The sequence below is a fragment of the Streptococcus mitis genome (genome assembly GCF_003942995.1).
Taxonomy (GTDB): Bacteria; Bacillota; Bacilli; order Lactobacillales; family Streptococcaceae; genus Streptococcus; species Streptococcus mitis_CV.
The window spans coordinates 1-18,506 of record NZ_RJOH01000027.1 but is presented as its reverse complement, the minus strand read 5'-3'; the positions used below and the strand labels follow the sequence as shown (position 1 = coordinate 18,506).

At 39.5% G+C, this 18,506-nt stretch carries 18 protein-coding genes and 2 pseudogenes; 2 read left to right on the top strand and 18 right to left on the bottom strand.

Going from position 1 to position 18,506, the window contains the following annotated elements:
* On the bottom strand, positions 1-2,104 hold a 2,104-nt coding region (locus tag D8836_RS10410; RefSeq protein WP_260468290.1), incomplete at its 3' end, for a putative Ig domain-containing protein.
* A 399-nt stretch (positions 2,105-2,503) separates the two neighbouring features.
* Positions 2,504-2,605, bottom strand: a pseudogene (locus tag D8836_RS11580) (YSIRK-type signal peptide-containing protein); the annotation flags it as partial.
* A gap of 425 nt (positions 2,606-3,030) precedes the next feature.
* Here D8836_RS11580 and D8836_RS10405 point away from each other — a divergent pair.
* Positions 3,031-3,453, top strand: a pseudogene (locus D8836_RS10405) (transposase); the annotation flags it as partial.
* A 56-nt stretch (positions 3,454-3,509) separates the two neighbouring features.
* On the opposite strand, the gene D8836_RS10400 reads toward D8836_RS10405, so the two are convergent.
* The 11 genes from D8836_RS10400 to guaA form a co-directional block, all read right to left on the bottom strand.
* Positions 3,510-3,713 (bottom strand): hypothetical protein, encoded by a 204-nt coding sequence (locus D8836_RS10400; RefSeq protein ID WP_125393934.1) that lies wholly within the window; start codon positions 3,711-3,713, stop codon positions 3,510-3,512.
* Between the two features lie 56 nt (positions 3,714-3,769).
* Entirely contained in the window at positions 3,770-4,189 is a 420-nt protein-coding gene (locus tag D8836_RS10395) for a F0F1 ATP synthase subunit epsilon (protein ID WP_084926882.1), read from the bottom strand.
* A 10-nt stretch (positions 4,190-4,199) separates the two neighbouring features.
* Positions 4,200-5,606, bottom strand: coding sequence for a F0F1 ATP synthase subunit beta (atpD, locus tag D8836_RS10390; protein ID WP_000094357.1), 1,407 nt, complete (start codon positions 5,604-5,606; stop codon positions 4,200-4,202).
* Positions 5,607-5,796: 190 nt separating this feature from the next.
* The gene (locus D8836_RS10385) at positions 5,797-6,675 is read right to left on the bottom strand and encodes a F0F1 ATP synthase subunit gamma (RefSeq protein WP_125393933.1); all 879 of its coding nucleotides are present in this window, start codon (positions 6,673-6,675) and stop codon (positions 5,797-5,799) included.
* A gap of 15 nt (positions 6,676-6,690) precedes the next feature.
* Positions 6,691-8,196 (bottom strand): F0F1 ATP synthase subunit alpha, encoded by a 1,506-nt coding sequence (gene atpA, locus D8836_RS10380; RefSeq protein WP_000996629.1) that lies wholly within the window; start codon positions 8,194-8,196, stop codon positions 6,691-6,693.
* A 14-nt stretch (positions 8,197-8,210) separates the two neighbouring features.
* On the bottom strand, positions 8,211-8,747 hold the full coding sequence (locus D8836_RS10375; protein WP_125393932.1) for a F0F1 ATP synthase subunit delta: 537 nt from the start codon (positions 8,745-8,747) through the stop codon (positions 8,211-8,213).
* Positions 8,747-9,241 carry a F0F1 ATP synthase subunit B gene (gene atpF, locus D8836_RS10370; protein ID WP_020902744.1) on the bottom strand — a complete coding sequence of 165 codons (495 nt, stop codon included), beginning with the start codon at positions 9,239-9,241 and terminating at the stop codon, positions 8,747-8,749. Before atpF ends, D8836_RS10375 begins: the two co-directional genes overlap by 1 nt.
* Positions 9,242-9,254: 13 nt before the next feature.
* Positions 9,255-9,965, bottom strand: coding sequence for a F0F1 ATP synthase subunit A (atpB, locus tag D8836_RS10365; protein ID WP_125393931.1), 711 nt, complete (start codon positions 9,963-9,965; stop codon positions 9,255-9,257).
* A 33-nt stretch (positions 9,966-9,998) separates the two neighbouring features.
* A complete protein-coding gene (locus D8836_RS10360; protein ID WP_001054560.1) occupies positions 9,999-10,199 on the bottom strand; it encodes a F0F1 ATP synthase subunit C in 201 nt (66 codons plus the stop codon).
* Positions 10,200-10,513: 314 nt separating this feature from the next.
* Positions 10,514-11,800, bottom strand: coding sequence for a peptidase U32 family protein (locus tag D8836_RS10355; protein ID WP_049535202.1), 1,287 nt, complete (start codon positions 11,798-11,800; stop codon positions 10,514-10,516).
* A gap of 241 nt (positions 11,801-12,041) precedes the next feature.
* Positions 12,042-13,604 (bottom strand): glutamine-hydrolyzing GMP synthase, encoded by a 1,563-nt coding sequence (gene guaA, locus D8836_RS10350; protein ID WP_000065714.1) that lies wholly within the window; start codon positions 13,602-13,604, stop codon positions 12,042-12,044.
* Positions 13,605-13,745: 141 nt separating this feature from the next.
* Here guaA and D8836_RS10345 point away from each other — a divergent pair, with 141 nt between their 5' ends.
* Entirely contained in the window at positions 13,746-14,444 is a 699-nt protein-coding gene (locus D8836_RS10345; RefSeq protein ID WP_000936193.1) for a GntR family transcriptional regulator, read from the top strand.
* A 41-nt stretch (positions 14,445-14,485) separates the two neighbouring features.
* Here D8836_RS10345 and D8836_RS10340 read toward each other — a convergent pair whose 3' ends face one another.
* From D8836_RS10340 to D8836_RS11275, 5 genes are all read right to left on the bottom strand, one after another.
* Positions 14,486-15,382 carry a DMT family transporter gene (locus tag D8836_RS10340; RefSeq protein ID WP_125393930.1) on the bottom strand — a complete coding sequence of 299 codons (897 nt, stop codon included), beginning with the start codon at positions 15,380-15,382 and terminating at the stop codon, positions 14,486-14,488.
* A gap of 8 nt (positions 15,383-15,390) precedes the next feature.
* On the bottom strand, positions 15,391-16,326 hold the full coding sequence (locus D8836_RS10335; protein ID WP_125393929.1) for a serine hydrolase domain-containing protein: 936 nt from the start codon (positions 16,324-16,326) through the stop codon (positions 15,391-15,393).
* Positions 16,323-17,048, bottom strand: a complete 726-nt coding sequence (locus tag D8836_RS10330; RefSeq protein WP_125393928.1) for a CppA N-terminal domain-containing protein — start codon at positions 17,046-17,048, stop codon at positions 16,323-16,325. The genes D8836_RS10335 and D8836_RS10330 overlap by 4 nt, the downstream gene beginning before the upstream one ends.
* A 123-nt stretch (positions 17,049-17,171) precedes the next feature.
* Entirely contained in the window at positions 17,172-18,041 is an 870-nt protein-coding gene (gene gla, locus D8836_RS10325) for an aquaglyceroporin Gla (protein ID WP_125393927.1), read from the bottom strand.
* A 282-nt stretch (positions 18,042-18,323) separates the two neighbouring features.
* Positions 18,324-18,506 (bottom strand): hypothetical protein (locus D8836_RS11275; RefSeq protein WP_221763030.1); only part of this gene is annotated, 183 nt, incomplete at its 5' end.

Sequence of the window (18,506 nt, the reverse complement as noted above, 5' to 3'; positions counted from 1 at the left end):
GTGTTCCTGGCCCATGACCACTTACTTTTCCTGTGATTTCCGCATCTGTAGGCACGTGGTTTTGATTAACCGTTAGCTCTGCACCTGTCGGATTATACTTATCCGTTTGGTCCTGAACCTTGATTGTAATCGTTTTTGTAGTAGGATTGTCATTCTTGTCATAGGCTGTAATCGTTACATTGTAATTCCCTTTAGCTGCCGTTGGTGTTCCCGTAATTTGGTTATTGGCATAACTTAAGCCTGTCGGTAAACCTGTCACTTGAACTGGGTTTTGACCACGTAAACCAACCCCACCTGTATTATCCGCTACTGTTACTGGAATCGCCGTAATCGCTTCTTTTCTTGTAACGGTTGCGCCATTAGCTGTGACTGTCGGTCCTGTTACGTCTTTTACCTTAATTGGTACATTAACAGTATCTGTTGATGTATCTGGATAAGTAACTCTTACGACTGCGTTTCCGGCATTACCTGCAGTAGCTGTTGCTGGTTTACTTACGACTGTAAGCGTTCCTGGTCCATGACCGCTTACTTTTCCTGTGATTTCCGCATCTGTAGGCACGTGGTTTTGATTAACCGTTAGCTCTGCACCTGTCGGATTATACTTAGCCGTTTGTTCTTGTACCGTAATAACAATATTTTTTGTGGCAGGATTATTGTTCTTATCATAGGCTTTAATCGTTACATTGTAATTCCCTTTAGCTGCCGTTGGAGTTCCTGTAATTTGGTTATTGGCATAACTTAAGCCTGTCGGTAAGCCTGTGACTTCTATTGGTTTTGTGGTACGCATTCCAACTCCGCCATTGTTATCAACAGCAGTCACTGAAATAGCTGGTATTGCTTCATTTCTAGTTACTGTAGCATTATTGGCTGTGATAGTTGGTGGTGTTGTATCTCTAGGAGTTAGAGCTGTAGTCCCATACATAACATAAGATTCATTTGATGCAATCTGCTCTCCCACAGTAGCAGCAAAAACTCGACCATATCTATTTGCTTCTGCTTCTGTCACATCATTTTTCAATTTAACCTTAGCATGCATATGAATCGCATATTCTAAGTTTTCTCCAGGTGCTATATCTAAACCTAGATAATAAGATGCTCGAGGATAATTTCCGTTTTTATCTCTTACGGCTGTATTCAATGTTTGATCATTTGCATTAGATTTGAATACTTGTTTTTTTCTATCATCAGTATAAGCCCCTGAATTAGGGTCATACATAGTATATCTATCGTTGTTGAAAATTCTATCTTTTTGTCCAGCAAACACTTCTCCCTGAGAAATTCTCGCTTCATTTCCATACGGAACGAATCCATCAAATCCATCTGATAATCTAGTTCCACCTACGCTTCTATAACGTGTAAAAGTAAGATCTCTAACCGTATTGCTAGAATCCATAATATTAAATGGAAGTTGGAAATAGTAGTGTTGTTTTTGCCCCGGAGATACAATTCTTTTAGCATTATTATTGAAGAAGACGTCATAAACAATCCATTTTCCTTCAGAATCTTGCACATAGTATGACTTAATGTCTGTTTTAGTTTTTGTTAGCTCTGGATTATTATTTCTTGTCGTACCTCTCGGATTTACAGAAGCAAAATATTTAATATTAGTTAATGCTCCTGAAGTTGTCGAAGAATCTGCTCTAAATTGCGAACCAACACCCATATTTCGTCCATTACGAGGATCATGTGAACCCGAAGTTAAACGTAGGGTAGCAATCTTAACAGAGTTAAACATTCGCTTCACGCGTCCAGTCAAATCTTCGACCTCACTAGCAGCTACAGTCGTATTTGCTAGTGTACTCTGTGCTAGCGATAACAGTTCTTTCGCTTTACCAAGGACTTCTTTAGTTGATTCATCTTCTGGCAACTCGAGCACTGCCGCTTCTAATTCTGCAACTGAGGCATTGAGTTTATTCTTACCATTGACTGATGAGCCAACTTCTTCTGAACCTGCAACGCGGTTTACATCTTCTGCATTATTAGAATGTTCTTCGTTTTGTAATTCCTCATCTTTTAAGCTTGATAACGTTGTAAAATCATTAGACAACGTTTCTGCCAGACTATCAATATCACCTTGTACTGCATCAGAACTAGTTAACAACACTTGTGCCTTTAATAATCTCACTTTAATCAAAGAAACAACTGAAGATTTTAATGTTTTTTTGCTGTCTAAAAGTTGATTTAGTTCGCCAACCACTTTACGTAGTTTAGTTTTATCGACAGTATCGACTTTTTGTTGTTTCAAATTAGGTGCTTCAACTGAATTAGGAACAACAGTATCCTTTGGTGGTTCTACTTTATTTTCGAAAGCAACAGGAGTCCCTGTGGTGTTGGCTGTGGCATTTGCAACTTCAGCAGTTCTCGAATCGTCTACTAAAATATTGGTTGCTTTATCTTCTCTGACTTTATTGTCAACTACATCTGCAGTAACTCCATCAGGTTTGACCTCAAGATTATCTGCACTTACTCCGTGTGTTCCTAAAAACATCAGAGCTGCAACAGCTACTGATGCTGCTCCAAAACTATATTTACGAATTGAAAAGCGTAACACCTTCTCACTCTGATGTCGCTTGACTCTACTTAATGAATTCGATTTTTGTTCCATTTGTCCTCCTCTTGTTAACTGAACTAATTCAAAATAAAAAACACGGGATGCAGTGCTTCTAAAATAATGAATTATGATTGATGCCTTGATAACTAAAAATTACTATAGTTCTCATAGCTACAAATATAGCAATTTATTCAAAAAACAAATTATAACAACATGAGATAATCTATACTATTTTGCGATAATACACATCAAACCATCTATTCATTATAGCAGTTTAATCATAATTCTTCAACAAAAAACACAATCCTGTATACGCTAAAAATTTTGGCGTAACTTCTCAAAGTAACTTCCACTTGTCTGGTCAAAGTGGGAATTAGTATAAAACCAATTTTTATAGTGGAATTAAGTATGAGACGTTTGAGTTAGAAACGAGATCTACTATGACAAAACACAAACACCTTAACCTTTCAGATCGCAATGATATCAAGAACACTCTTCACCAAGCGGATAAAGATTTCTTCCAACTCTTTCCTGTCATTCTTACCGATAATGGTGGAGAGTTTGCCAGGGTTGATGATATCGAAATGAATGTGCGAGGAGAGAGTAAACTCTTCTTTTGTGACCCTAATCGCTCTGACCAGAAAGGGAGAATTGAGAAAAATCACACGCTGATTCGCGACATTCTACCTAAAGGAACTTCTTTTGACAATTTAACTCAAGAGGATATTAATCTCGTTTGTTCGCATGTCAACAGCGTCAAACGTGCTGCTTTGAATGGAAAGTCAGCCTATGAGCTCTTTGTATTTACCTATGGAGAAGAAATTCCTAAACTTCTCGGCATTTCTAAAGTACCTGCAGAAGACGTCTGCCAGTCGTCTAAATTACTCCAACATAAGTTCTAAAAACTAACCTTTAACCGCATTCAAACGTCTCACACTAACTTCCGCCATAGCGGAACTTAATCTGAAACGCTTTCAGATGAGGGGATTTTGTGCGCTCTTCCAAGTTCTTTGAGTATTAAATCTCCACTTGATTCCAACTGAACCAAGCCACTTTTTTCTAATTCAGCCATAATAGTTAGGGCCTCAACAATATCAATTTCCATTTCACGTATTAAAAATGAAACGACAATATAGCGTGTTGATTGTAATTCTGTTATCATTTTGCCTCCTGAAAATAAAAAAGAGTCTGGGACAATAGTCTCAGGCTCTTTTTTTATTATAGTCTTTTTCCGACATTAATACGGTTAATGGCACGTTGAAGTGCAATCTTAGCACGACGTTCTTGGTCAATCAAGTGTTTGTCTTGTGCTTCTTCAATTTCACGCTCTGCTCGAAGTTTGGCACGTTCTGCACGACTAACATCGATATCACGAGCACGTTCTGCAGAATCAGCAACGATTGTGATGGTATCATTGGCAATTTCAATAACGCCTCCGTTTACTGCAATCCAGTTCACGTGATCTTCATCATCAATACGTTTTACCTTTACTTCATCAACTGCTAAAACCGCAATCATATTTTCATGTCGTGGCAAGATCCCCATCTCACCATCCAGAGTTCGAACCGATACATAGCTGGCATGGTGATCATAGACGAGACCATCTGGTGTCACGATCTGGACAGTTAACTGAGCCATAGATCACCTCTTAAAATCCCATTTTTTCAGCTTTTGCAATCACATCTTCGATAGAACCTACACCACGGAAGGCATCTTCTGGCAAGTGGTCGTGTTTACCATCAAGGATTTCCTTAAAGCCACGAACAGTTTCAGCTACTGGAACATAAGAACCAGGCTGACCAGTAAATTGTTCCGCAACGTTAAAGTTTTGTGACAAGAAGAACTGGATACGACGGGCACGAGCAACCAAGGTCTTTTCTTCATCAGAAAGCTCATCCATACCAAGGATAGCAATGATATCTTGCAATTCATGGTAACGTTGAAGAACACGTTTTACTTCAGCAGCAACTGCATAGTGCTCTTCTCCAACGATTTCAGGTGCCAAGGCACGTGAGCTTGAAGCAAGTGGGTCAACGGCTGGGTAGATACCCAATTGTACCAACTTACGTTCCAAGTTAGTTGTTGAGTCCAAGTGAGCGAAGGCTGTTGCTGGTGCTGGGTCAGTATAGTCATCCGCTGGCACATAGATAGCCTGGATAGAGGTTACAGAACCCTTCTTGGTTGATGTGATACGCTCTTGCAATTGACCCATTTCCGTAGCAAGTGTTGGTTGGTAACCAACAGCTGATGGCATACGACCCAAAAGGGCAGATACTTCTGAACCAGCCTGAGTGAAACGGAAGATATTATCGATAAAGAGAAGCACGTCTTGGCCTTCCACATCACGGAAATATTCAGCAATTGTCAAACCAGTAAGAGCAACACGCATACGTGCTCCTGGTGGCTCATTCATCTGACCAAATACCATGGCTGTTTTCTCGATAACGCCTGATTCTTTCATTTCCCAGTAAAGGTCATTCCCCTCACGAGTACGTTCCCCAACACCGGTAAATACTGAAATACCACCGTGTTCTTGGGCAATGTTGTGAATCAATTCTTGGATTAAGACGGTTTTACCAACCCCGGCACCACCGAAAAGTCCAACCTTACCACCTTTTAGGTAAGGGGCAAGAAGGTCGATAACCTTAATCCCTGTTTCAAGGATTTCAGAAGAGGTAGACAACTCATCAAAAGTTGGAGCTTTTTTATGAATCGGCTGACGCTCTGCGTCTTCTGTAAAAGGAGCTTCCAAGTCAATGGTATCTCCCAAAACATTGAAGACACGTCCCAAAGTTTCTTTACCTACTGGTACAGAGATTGGACGACCTGTGTCCAATACTTCCATTCCACGAGTCAAACCATCTGTTGATTCCATGGCGATAGTACGAACCATACCATCTCCCAACTCTAAGGCTACTTCAAGGACGATTTTTGTTTTTCTTTCGTCATTTTTGTAGACGACAAGTGCATTGTTAATCTCAGGAAGTTTTTCCCCTGCTGCAAACAAGACGTCTACAACGGGACCGATAACCTGAGCAATTTTACCTGAACTCATCTCCTTCTCCTATTCTATATAAGATACTGTCAGTTCCTAGCTCAACTAGGTCCTAATACTCTTCGCAAATCTCTTCAAACCACGTCAGCGTCGCCTTACCGTACTCAAGTACAGCCTGCGGCTAGCTTCCTAGTTTGCTCTTTGATTTTCATTGAGTATAAGTTCATTTTCATACGAGCTGGACTAGAGCCTATTCTAAGGCACTAGCTCCTGCTACGATTTCTGTAATTTCTTGTGTAATCGCCGCCTGTCTGGCACGGTTATACTGAATTGTCAAATCATTAATGACTTTCTTAGCATTATCTGTCGCTGTTTGCATGGCTGTCATACCAGCAGCATTTTCAGCTGTCTTGGCATCGATAATAGCCCCGTAAATCATACTTTCTGCAAACTGAGGCAACAACTGCTCCAAAATTTCTTCTCGGCTGGTTTCCAATTCAAAAGTTAAGCTGTAGTCTTCATCCGCTTCATTTGGATCCAAGTCAACAATCGGAAGCATTTGTTCCACACGCATTTGACTAGTTAGCGTATTGACATGGTGGTTGTAGCAAACATAGAGCTCATCAAAAAGTTCATTTTGGTACATTTCAACTGTTTTTGAAATAATCTTACGAACTTCATCAAAGCTAGGTTGATCTGCCAAGCCACGTAGTTCATAAAGTGGTTGAATACCACGAGCTTTAAAGAAATCAGCTCCCATTCCACCAATACAGATCATTTCAAAACCTTTACCGTCTGGATGGTATTCTTCTTTCAGCTCCATAACGGCTTTCAAAATAGAAGAATTATAACCTCCAACCAAACCTCGGTCTGATGTAATGACGATATAGCCTGTCTTCTTAACTGGACGGCTAATCAACATCGGATTGGTTGAACTACCAGCTCCATTCCCATGAAGAATATCCGTCAAAAGTTTACGAACTTTCTGAGCATAAACTTGGAAGTTGCGAGCAGCTTCTTCAGAACGACCTAGCTTAGCAGCTGATACCATCTGCATGGCATTTGTGATTTGACTCGTATTTTTTGTTGAGGCGATTTTTGTTTTAATATCATTTAGAGATACTGCCATCTGACACCTCTATTCTTATTGGAAGCTGGTTTGATTGAGAAACTCTGTAATCGCAGCATCCAAGACTGCTTCTTCTGGCAAGTCTTTTGTATCACGAATGGTTTCCAAAATCTCTGGATGTTGAGCATCAAAGAAGGCATGGAACTCTTCCTCGAAACGAACAATATCATCTACTGGAACAGTATCCAAGAAACCATGTGTCAAAGCATAGAGAATGGTTACTTGTTTCTCAACAGGTAATGGTTTGTGAACAGGTTGTTTCAAGACTTCAACTGTACGACGTCCACGGTTCAACTTAGCCTGTGTTGCCGCATCCAAGTCAGAACCAAACTTAGTGAAGGCTTCCAACTCACGGTATGAAGCAAGGTCGATACGAAGTGTACCAGCAACCTTTTTCATGGCTTTGATTTGTGCAGAACCACCTACACGAGATACAGATGAACCCGCATCGATGGCTGGACGAATACCCGCATTGAAGAGACCATCACCAAGGAAGATTTGTCCATCAGTGATTGAAATCACGTTGGTTGCGATATAGGCAGAGATATCTCCTGCTTGTGTCTCGATAAATGGTAGGGCAGTAATTGATCCACCACCAAGTTCATCAGAAACTTTAGCTGAGCGCTCAAGCAAACGGCTGTGAAGGTAGAAAACATCCCCTGGGAAAGCTTCACGACCTGGAGGACGACGAAGCAAGAGTGACAGTTCACGATAAGCTACCGCTTGTTTTGATAAATCATCATAAACGATCAAAACATGCTTACCTTGGTACATAAATTCTTCCGCCATGGCAACCCCAGCATAAGGAGCTAGGAAAAGCAATGGAGATGGTTGTGAAGCAGAGGCTGTCACAACGATTGTGTAGTCCAAGGCACCGTACTGACGTAGTGTTTCTACTTGCGTACGAACTGTTGATTCTTTCTGTCCAATCGCGACATAGATACAAATCATATCTTGACCTTTTTGGTTCAAGATTGTGTCAATCGCAATAGTTGTTTTCCCTGTCTGACGGTCACCGATAATCAACTCACGTTGACCACGACCAATCGGTACAAGGGCGTCAATAGCTTTCAAACCAGTCTGCAATGGTTCTGATACAGATTTACGTTGCATAACACCAGGAGCTGGCGCTTCAACTGGACGAGTTTTATCAGTGTGGATTTCTCCAAGACCGTCAACTGGACGGCCAAGTGGGTCCACAACACGACCAATCAGACTTTCACCTACTGGGACTTCCATGATTTTACCTGTACGGCGGATTGTATCGCCTTCACGGATATCTGTAAAGTCACCTAGGATGATAATACCAACGTCTGTTGACTCCAAGTTTTGAGCCATACCATAAGAGCCGTTTTCAAAAATCAACAACTCTCCGCTCATGGCATTTTCAAGGCCGTGAGCACGCGCGATACCGTCCCCGATATAGGTTACAACACCTGTCTCAGTCACATCAAAATTGGGTTTGAAATTTTCAATTTGTTGCTTAATTAAAGCGCTGATTTCTTGTGCGTTAATTGCCAAAAGAACACCACTTTCTATTTCAAATTTTCTTTAACAACTTTAAGTTGTTGTTTAATACTCACATCAATTGTCTTGTGATTGGCAAAAATGACAAAACCACCAATGAGACTTTCATCGATTTCTTCTTTTACACTCCGCACTTTCAGAGACATTTTTTTCTCAATCAAAGGGAGCAAGCGACTCTTCTGTTCATCAGTTAGAGGATGAGCAGACGTAATCGTCACTTCAAATCGATTTGTTTCTTTTTCAAGTCGGTTCAAGCAATCTACAAGCACATCATAAAAAAGATTTGCTCTGTGATTGTAGATAAGAACCTGGATCAAGTTTTGCAATAAAGGTGACACTGAGTCTTGGAAGAACGCAATCGTTTTTTCCTTGTCAGACTCATCTACTGCCACTTTTTTTAAAAAAGAAGGTAAACCTGTTTCTTCAGCAACTTGCTTGATTTGAGTCAAGTCTGAAAAGATACGGTCTTCTTCTCCTTTTTCAAGTACCAATTGGACAAAAGGCATGCTGTATTTTTCAATTACCTTTACTGTTTTCTTGTCCATTAAGCTTCTCCTAGCTGATCGATATACTGATCAATGAGTTCTTTATGGGCATGACCGTCAAGGTTTTGTGAGATGATTTTACCAGCCAAGCTGATTGTCAAATCTGCTACCTCACCCTTAACGCTTTGTAAAGCTTCAGCTTTGTTTTGAGCAATTTCTTGGTTTGCTTTTTCTTTTAAGCGTCCTGCTTCTAGTTTAGCATCTGCTAAAATACTAGCCTTACTTTTCTCAGCTGTTTCTTTCGCATTCTCAATGATTGTCTTAGCTTCTTTACGGCTACCAGCCAATTCATCTTCGCGTTTCTGAGCCAATACTTCTGCTTTTTGACGTGCTTGTTCAGCTCCGTCAATATCTGCTGCAATTTTTTCTGCTCTTTGTTCGAAAATGCTAGCCAAATTTGACCAAGCGTATTTCTTAACCAAGACTAGCAAGAGAATAAAGGAACCAGCGATTAGTATAAAATCACCAAGTAATTCACCTACTGTTACATTCATAAACTACTCCTTTCTATTCTTCATCATTAATTTTATTTCCTAGGTACATTGAAGATAACAATGTAAATACATATGCTTGTACACAAGAAATAAAAACAGAAAATGNAGTCCAGATTAGATTTGTTCCAAAAGCAATAGGATACCAATAGAAGGCCTGATGAGAAAGTAGGACTAACATACTTGCCATCACTTCCCCTGCAAAGATATTACCAAAGACCCGCAATGCAAGTGAAAGGAGATTGGTAACTTCTTCTAAGAGATTCATTGGTGTCATAAAACCTGGTGTTACAAATGCTTTTAAATACTTTTTGATTCCACGACGACGAATTCCTTCTACGTGGGTCATTAAGATAATTGTAAAAGACAAGACCAAGTCAAATGACAAATTTGCTGTTGGTGAGGTCCAAAGATTTACACCATCTGTAGTCTGAATTCTAGCCATTAAGCCAATATTATTTGCAATGGCCATAAATAGGAATAAACAGAAATAAAAGAGAGAATAATCCTTTATCATTGGACCAAGGTTTGATTTTGTAAATCCAACAACAAAATCAAATAAATACTCTAATACATTTTGTTTTCCTATGGGTCTCAAAGTCATATTTCGAGTTGCCCAATAAATAAAGCCAAAAATAAGTGCTACAGTCAACAAAGTCAAAACTACTATGGTTAAATTAAAGGTAACAGGACCAATATTGATGGTTGGATTAATACTTTCTTCCATCTAAAATCCTCCCTTTTTCAATTTATACTTCTTTTATTTGATGATAAATGAAAAGACAAGAGTAACGAAGAAAGTACCTTCAATAAAGGCAACCCCTAGGATCATCAAACTACGTAGTTCTGAGATGATATCTGGTTGGCGAGCAACTGATTTCAACAAACCGTTCATCAACATACCTTCACCAAGAGATACACCCATACAGGCAAGACATAGACCGAAAAATGTTAAATTCATGACGAATTCTCCTTTTAATTAAAATTTACTTACTTAGTTTAGTCCTAAAAATTGGATTTGTCAACTTTTTACTAACATTGAAAGCGTTTAATGAAAATTATTTACAATTTTACTATTTTTAAGTCTATTATATAGAAAATTTTGGAAAAAACTTGTAATAAATCCGTCTATTATCTAGGTCTTTCTGAAAAATAATGAAAAAATCCGAGATGAAATCTCGGATGGAAATTAATATATTTTTTTAACCTAATGTTCTTTTAGTAAATAGGATTAAAGGGAAAGCAACTAGAAAGCTTTCGTCCCCTACATATTTATTAAGCACGAACTGTGACGCTGGTTCCATCTTCCTTATAAAGATTGATGAGACCTTCTTTGAGAGCTCGAACCATATCTCCAGCTTGAACAGGTTGTGGAACCTTGATAGTCAATAGTTCCATTGGATTTGGAGCGCGATCGATCTTATTTCCTTTAGCATCATGCAAATCTTCGATATAAGTCTCAAAATGACGGAAACCTGGGCCATAAAACTCAACTTGGTCCCCTTCGTTAATGACGTTCCGTTGGCGAATGGTTGCTGTTTGTGTCGCATCATCGTAAGAAACCACTTCAGCGACAAACTTATACTCAGGAATTTTACGACGAGCACCAAACAACTGCTCATTTTCAGATGGTGTACCATAGTAGAAACCTGTTGCTAATTCACGTTGGGCAACCTTCCACATTTCATCAATCAAGTCCTGCTTGATAGCTTCAAACTTCTCTGGACTTTCTAGATAAGCATCAACAGCTGCCTTGTAGCAGTTTGTTACTGTTGATACGTAGTGAATAGACTTCATACGTCCTTCAATCTTGAGACTGTCCACACCGTTTTCAATCATATCTGGGATATGGTCAATCATGGACATATCAACGGCTGACATTGAAAATTCTTCTGGAATTTCACCTTTAAGGCTCTTACGTTCTTGACCAAATGGCATGTCGTAAAGATCGTATTTCCAGCGACAAGACTGTGAACAACCACCACGGTTGGCATCACGCATACTCATGTGGTTTGAAAGAGTACAACGACCTGAGTAGGAAATACACATAGCTCCATGAACAAAGGCTTCAATCTCAACGTCTGTACGTTTGCGAATTTCTGCCAATTCTTCCATTGAAACCTCACGCGCCAAAACGACACGAGTTAAGCCTAGTTCTTTCCAGAACTCAAGAGTTTCATAGTTAGTGGCACTTGCTTGGGTAGAGAGGTGGATTTCAAGACCTGGTGCTTCTGTTGCTGCAATCATAATCAAGGCTGGGTCAGATACGATAACTGCTGCAATCCCGATATCACGCAGTTTACGGAACCACTCACCAGCACCAGCTTCATTTCCTTCGTGCATAACCATATTGGCAGCTACATAGACCTTAGCTCCATACTTAGCCGCAAACTGCACGCCTTCTTCCATCTGTTCAAAGGTAAAGTTACCTGCACGGCTACGGAGACCATAGGCCTGACCACCGATAAAGACAGCATCTGCTCCATACTGAACAGCTACTTTTAGCTTCTCTAAAGTCCCTGCAGGTGATAAAACCTCAGGACGTTTTAATGTTTTTGTCATGATTTCTCCTATTTGCAATATAAAAGTTTGACGTTTTTCCTTCTCATTTTATAGTAAATAAGTGATAAAATCAAGCCTAGAGTGATTGTTTTGACAATTCTAATCTTTTAAACTTTGTATAATAATTGTTAAACTATCGAATATAAACCAATTTTAACAAGTAGCCAAAAAGTCTAGAAAAGTAAAAACCAGTATCCAATGATACTGGCTCATTAAACTACATAAATTAGTCCTTAGATGACTATTCCCACTCAACTGTTGCAGGTGGTTTACTTGTAATATCATAGACGATGCGGTTAACATGATCCACTTCATTTACGATACGCACTGAGATTTTTTGAAGTACTTCCCATGGAATTTTAGCAAAATCAGCTGTCATACCATCGATAGAAGTGATAGCACGGATTGCAATTGTGTAGTCATACGTACGACCGTCACCCATAACACCGACTGAACGAACACCTGTATTAACTGTGAAGTATTGCCAGATATCACGGTCAAGGCCAGCTTTGGCAATTTCCTCACGCAGGATAGCGTCTGATTCACGAACGGTTTCTAGTTTCTCTTCAGTAATTTCACCCATCACACGGATAGCAAGTCCTGGTCCTGGGAATGGTTGGCGCCATACGATATGGTCTGGCATACCAAGTTCTGTACCAAGAGCACGAACCTCATCTTTATAAAGAGTATTGAGTGGTTCAATCAATTCAAATTGCATGTCTTCTGGAAGACCACCCACGTTGTGGTGTGACTTGATAGTTTGAGCTGTATCCGTACCAGACTCGATAACGTCTGTGTATAAGGTACCTTGAGCAAGGAATTTCACATCTTTGAGCTTGCTTGCTTCGTCATCAAATACATACACAAACTCGTTACCGATGATTTTACGTTTTTGTTCAGGGTCAGAAACGCCAGCAAGTTTGTCAAGGAAACGTTTAGCAGCGTCTGCTTTGACGATATTCAAACCAAACTTACCACCAAGCATGTCCATAACTTGGTCCGCTTCTCCTTTACGAAGAAGACCGTGGTCTACAAAGATACAGATTAATTGATCGCCAATAGCCTTTTGGAGAAGAACCCCAACAACTGAAGAGTCAACACCACCTGATAGACCAAGAAGGACACGTTTATCACCGACGGTTTCACGAATTTTTTGGATCTGCATATCGATGAAATTATCCATTGTCCAGTCGCCTTTAGCCTTACAAATGTTAAGGGCAAAGTTACGAAGGATATCATTTCCGTATACAGAATGACGAACTTCTGGGTGGAATTGGATACCGTAAATGTGTTTATCTGGGTTTTCAATGGCTGCGTATGGGCAGTCAGCTGATGTTCCAGTACGAACAAAGTCAGCAGGAATTTCAGTAACCGCATCACCATGGCTCATCAGAACAGTCTGTTCATCAGGTGTTGATTCAAAAAGAGCTGATGGTGTGTGAGTAAGAGTTGATTGACCGTATTCACGATTCCCAGCGTCACCTGCAGGAACAACTTTTCCTCCAAGTTTATGGGTCAATAACTGCATACCGTAACAAATTCCCAAAATAGGAATTCCGAGTTCGAAGATTTCTGGGTCAATATCAAATGAACCATCTTCGTATACAGAGTTTGGACCACCTGATAGGATAATTCCTACAGGATTGATTTCACGAACTTCAGCAGCTGAAATTTTATGGCTTTTTAGTTCTGAAAAAACACCAATCTCACGGATACGGCGTGAAATCAGCTGGTTGTATTGGCTACCATAGTCCAATACGATGATTTTTTCTACATCTTGCAAATCAGTTGAAATGTTGCTCATCTTTTTCCTTTCTCAAAAGAAATATCTTTTTTCAATATTCTATCACAAATAAGGGCGAATTACCAACTAAACAAGGCGAAGTTTGACTTTTTCTAGTTTATTAGGGTACAATAGAGAAAAGATAGAAATGAAGTGAAAAATATGCTACCCGCTTATATGAAAATCCATGATCAGATTAAAAAGGATATTGACGAACATCGTTGGGCTATTGGGGAGAGGCTTCCTAGTGAACGAGACTTAGCAGAGCAGTTTGAGGTCAGTCGTATGACCCTTCGCCAAGCTGTATCTCTATTAGTCGAAGAAGGCGTTTTAGAGCGTCGTGTAGGAAGCGGCACCTTTGTTTCCAGTACTCGGGTACAAGAAAAGATGCGAGGGACAACCAGTTTTACTGAAATTGTTAAGTCCCAAGGCAAAGTTCCCTCTAGTCAACTCATTTCCTACAGAAAAACCATTCCCAATGAGCAGGAAGTTGCTAAACTAGGAATTTCTCCTACCGAAAATATTATCCGAATGGAGCGGGTTCGCTATGCCGACCAAGTTCCTCTAGTTTATGAAGTTGCTTCTATTCCTGAAAAATTCATTAAGGACTTTAAAAAAGAAGAAATCACCAGTCATTTCTTCCAAACCTTGCAAAAACACGGCTACCGTATCGGTAAATCACAGCAGACCATCTATGCTCGCCTTGCTAAGGAAAAAATTGCTCACTATTTGGAAGTTGAAAAAGGACATGCTATTCTTGGTTTAACTCAGGTTTCCTACCTAGAAGATGGTACTGCTTTTGAATACGTAAAAAGTCAGTATGTGGGCGAACGCTTTGAATTTTATCTTGAAAATAATTAGAATACTATGCAAAAACTCTCTGTCACGGACAAAGAGTCTTTTTATTTTTCTAAGAGTAAATCTTTCAAAGAAATCAGAGTTACAGCAAACAATATCATTGCCATACCAAGAAAATCAATGGGATAAAATTGTTCATTCATAATTAGGAAGGAAAAGAAAACCGCCGAGATTGGTTCAATTGAAGCCAACAAACTTGATTTGACCGGTCCAATCAGACTAGCTCCTTTTAGAAAGGCTGTATAGGCAAAGACAGTCCCGATAAGTATAATGCCCGCAAATGCAAGGAGAAAATCAAGACTAGTTAGGATAGCAGTCTGTAGAACTCCCGTAAAAGGAAGGGCGACTAAACCTGCTATGACCATTCCCACACCAATGACCAAACTGCTCCCCCACTTCTTAATCAAGGCTATGGGCAAAATGATATAAAGTGCGTAAGTCAGAGCAGAAAAGAGACCCCAGAACAGACCGGCAGGTGTCATGGATAACTGGTCCAACTGCCCATGAGTGGCGATCAGAAAGGTCCCTCCGATGGCTAATATGATAGAAACAATCTCTCCCAGTGTCGGTGCTACCTTATCCTTGATACAGCTATAAATCAAAATCCCGACAGGGCAAACATACTGAAGCACAGTCGCGGTTCCTGCATTGGTTTCCTGAATTGCAGACAGATAGGCAAATTGGTTGAGAAAGAGACCAATTAGAGCAAAAATAAGAAGAGACAGCAAACTCTTTCTATCCTTTAAAAAGGCCAGCATTTTATCCTTTGCAGTAGCATAAGCCAAGAGCATGAGAATTCCACCAGCGATTAAAAGACGCAAGTTGGTCAAAACCAGAGCCGAAATTCCGTGCGCCATCAGGTATTGGCCACTCGTTCCTGACAAGCCCCAAGCAATACCAGCCACAACTGTTAATAAAGTCCCTTTTAAACTGTTTGACATGTCTCTCCTTACTCTTCTTTACGAATCAAGTCCATTACTTGATTGCGGTCTAAAATCCATTGAGCTCTCTCATCCTTTTCATAGGTACGATTCGATAGGAAAATAGCCGCTTCTTGCTTCTGGCGATTCCACATGATAAAGGTACCTGTATAGCCCGTATGGTCTAGCCAATCTCCTTCCAAATTCCATGTCAAAGAACGTTCCTTGTCATCCAAAGGAGAAAAATTTTGACTCAAATCTCTTGCAAAATCATCTGCTAAATAGTGTTCTAAAAAGATTTGTAAATCCTTTACAGTCGAAAACAAACCAGCACTACCAGCATGTCTGCCCAGGAGGCGAGCCTTTGGATCATGTACCAGACCTGCCTCGACACCTCTAACGGTTGGAACAGCAAGCTCAACAGGCCCAAACTTGGTTTCCGTCATTCCCAAAGGTTTAAAAACTTGCTCCTGTAAAATCTCATCCAAGTCTTGATTAAAGATTCTTTCCAAGATAAAACCTAACAGCAAAAAATGGACATCCGAATAAAGAAAGGCTGGCTGATTTCGTCTATTGAGATGAAACATAGCTTCCTTTAATTCTGAATCTGTTAAAAGATCACGATTGGGAATAAACGGATCAAGGTCTGTAGCGTGGGTTAAAAGCTGACGAATAGTGATATCTGGATAATCACTCTCAGCTAAAAAATCTGTTACCGGTCTATCAATATCTAATTGACCTTTATCCCACAAGAAGGTAAAAACGGTGCCAACCCCAACAACCTTGCTTACACTAGCTAGGTCATAAACTAGTCCTGCCTCAGTCTGCAAGCCATGCTCTGGGTCACTCTGGCCAATATAGAACTCCGTCCATTGATTGTCCTTAAAATACGCAAAAGAGGCTCCGGGATAAATCCCTGCCTCGATTTGTTCTTCTATTTTTTTAATAATCTTGGTCCACTTCATACTTCTTCAAACCACAATTCAACATTATTTCTATCTTTACCAAGGAAGAATTTTTCAGACTTAGGAATAAAATATTCGGTAGACTCAAACTTCTGGCGAAGACTTTCTATATCTAGTTCATTGACCAAGAACTTGAGCATAGATAAGTCCCAAGTAACCGTATTGTCCACAGTCAAATCTTGACCCTGAGCTGGGATAAAATCAAGGGATTCCCCAATTTCAGATACTTCCAAGAAACTTTCGATATCAGTTGGAAAATGTAATTCCATAGAAATCTCAAATTTACTTAAAGAAATTGACTCCAAATCTGTTTGAAACTCAGGTTTTTCTCCTACTTCTACTAGATTTTCTCTGTCATCTTCCGCATGAATCAAAATCAAATCATCTTCTGGAGAGTAAATTTCAAAAGCGTAGCCGTTTTGACCTTTATATAATCGATGAATCGAATCTGTTTTAGATAAGAGTCCTTCAATTTCTAAGGGATTTTCAACCTTGACAATCAATCTAGCTAGTTTTTTTCTTCCCTCTACCTTACGAGTGCGCATACTTGGAGCTTCTTCTAAAACCAGCTTTTCTAGACCTGTTTGATCACCTAGTGACAGAAAGGCTGATTCTTCTAACAAGGCCTTCATGCCAAGGGTTTCAATATAAAATGTTTCATTTAATTTTCTATTATTAACTTTTAAAGTAGGAATAATCCGTACAATCTGATTTACATTCATAAACTCCTCCAACTCTTTTATTTTAAAGGATTTTAGAATTTTTTACAAGAAATTATGCTCAGATTTACCTTTTTTTCGTAAAATTTCATCTAAAAAACCGAGGATTTCCTCGGTTTCAATTTCTTATAGGTAAAGGAATTTGAAGATAGCTACTGCCGCAATTGCTGCTGCGATAGGTGCTACTACTGGTACCCAAGAATACCACCATTTTGAATCACCTTTGTGCTCACCAAGAACTGATTTTGGAAGGAAAGCATGAAGGAGACGTGGCCCCAAGTCACGGGCTGGGTTTAAGGCAGGTCCTGTAGGTCCACCAAGTGATGTTACCAAGGCCATAACAAGGAATCCAAGTGCCAAGTGAGCTACTGAAAGTCCTGAAGCAGTATGTGGTGCTACTTGAGCTTTGATTGCTAAATCAGAAAAGTCAACATTTTGACCTGCTTGGCTAGCCATTTGTTTCATGTATTGAAGCACTTCAGAACCAAAGAAGTTTTTAGTCATTCCAAGGGCTGCAAAGAAAAGAACAAATGATCCAACAAACTCATTTACAAAACCATTAACAGTTGCTGCAAAATGTGATTCTTTTGTACCTTGATCCAAACTTGAGATTGTTGAGAAAGTACCCAGGATATTGTTTGGATTTTCAGTTTTCAAGTAGTATGGGCGGTGTGTTGCCACAACCAAGGCTTGACCAAAGATAGCACCCAAAACTTGTGCAAGGATATAAGGCGCTACTTGCGCCCAAGGGAAGAGACCGCTGATTGCAAGTCCAAGAGTGAAGGCTGGGTTGATGTGGTTACCTGATACGTTACCAAACATCAAAGCTGGAATCATAACCCCCATACCGTAACCAACAGCGATAACGAGCCAGCCACTTTGGTGACCTTTCGTACCTTTAAGTTCAACGTTAGCAACTGCACCATTACCAAGAATGATCAAAATAGCAGTTCCCAAAAATTCAGTGGCATATTTAATTGCCCATGTGAAATCCATTTGATAGATTCTCCTTAAAATTTTTTAGACAATCCTTATTCTATCAATTTTTATATCTTTTAGCAACTACTTTTCCGAAAGATTATATAAGAAAGCGATTTTATTTCTTATAAAAAACAAAAGGATTAAGGAGGTGCATTTCCTTAATCCGAGAGTTCTTATTCTTGACGTTGTCCGAAATATTTTCCAATTTTTTAATTAGCAAAAAAGTTCGAAATTCTTTTAAAATTATAATTTCATATTCTTTAATATGTTCTTTTAAGAAAAGTTAACTCTTTTCCACTATTTAAATTCATCTGATTCGTATAAATCCGATGATAATAAAATATGCATATCACATTTCTCATTATTCTTAATACGAATAAACTCCCCATCTTTTAAATAATATTTATAATTAGTCATACTATTTATTTCTAAAAATTGATTTTCGTCATTATTTAATATGAACAAACTAACCTCTAGTTC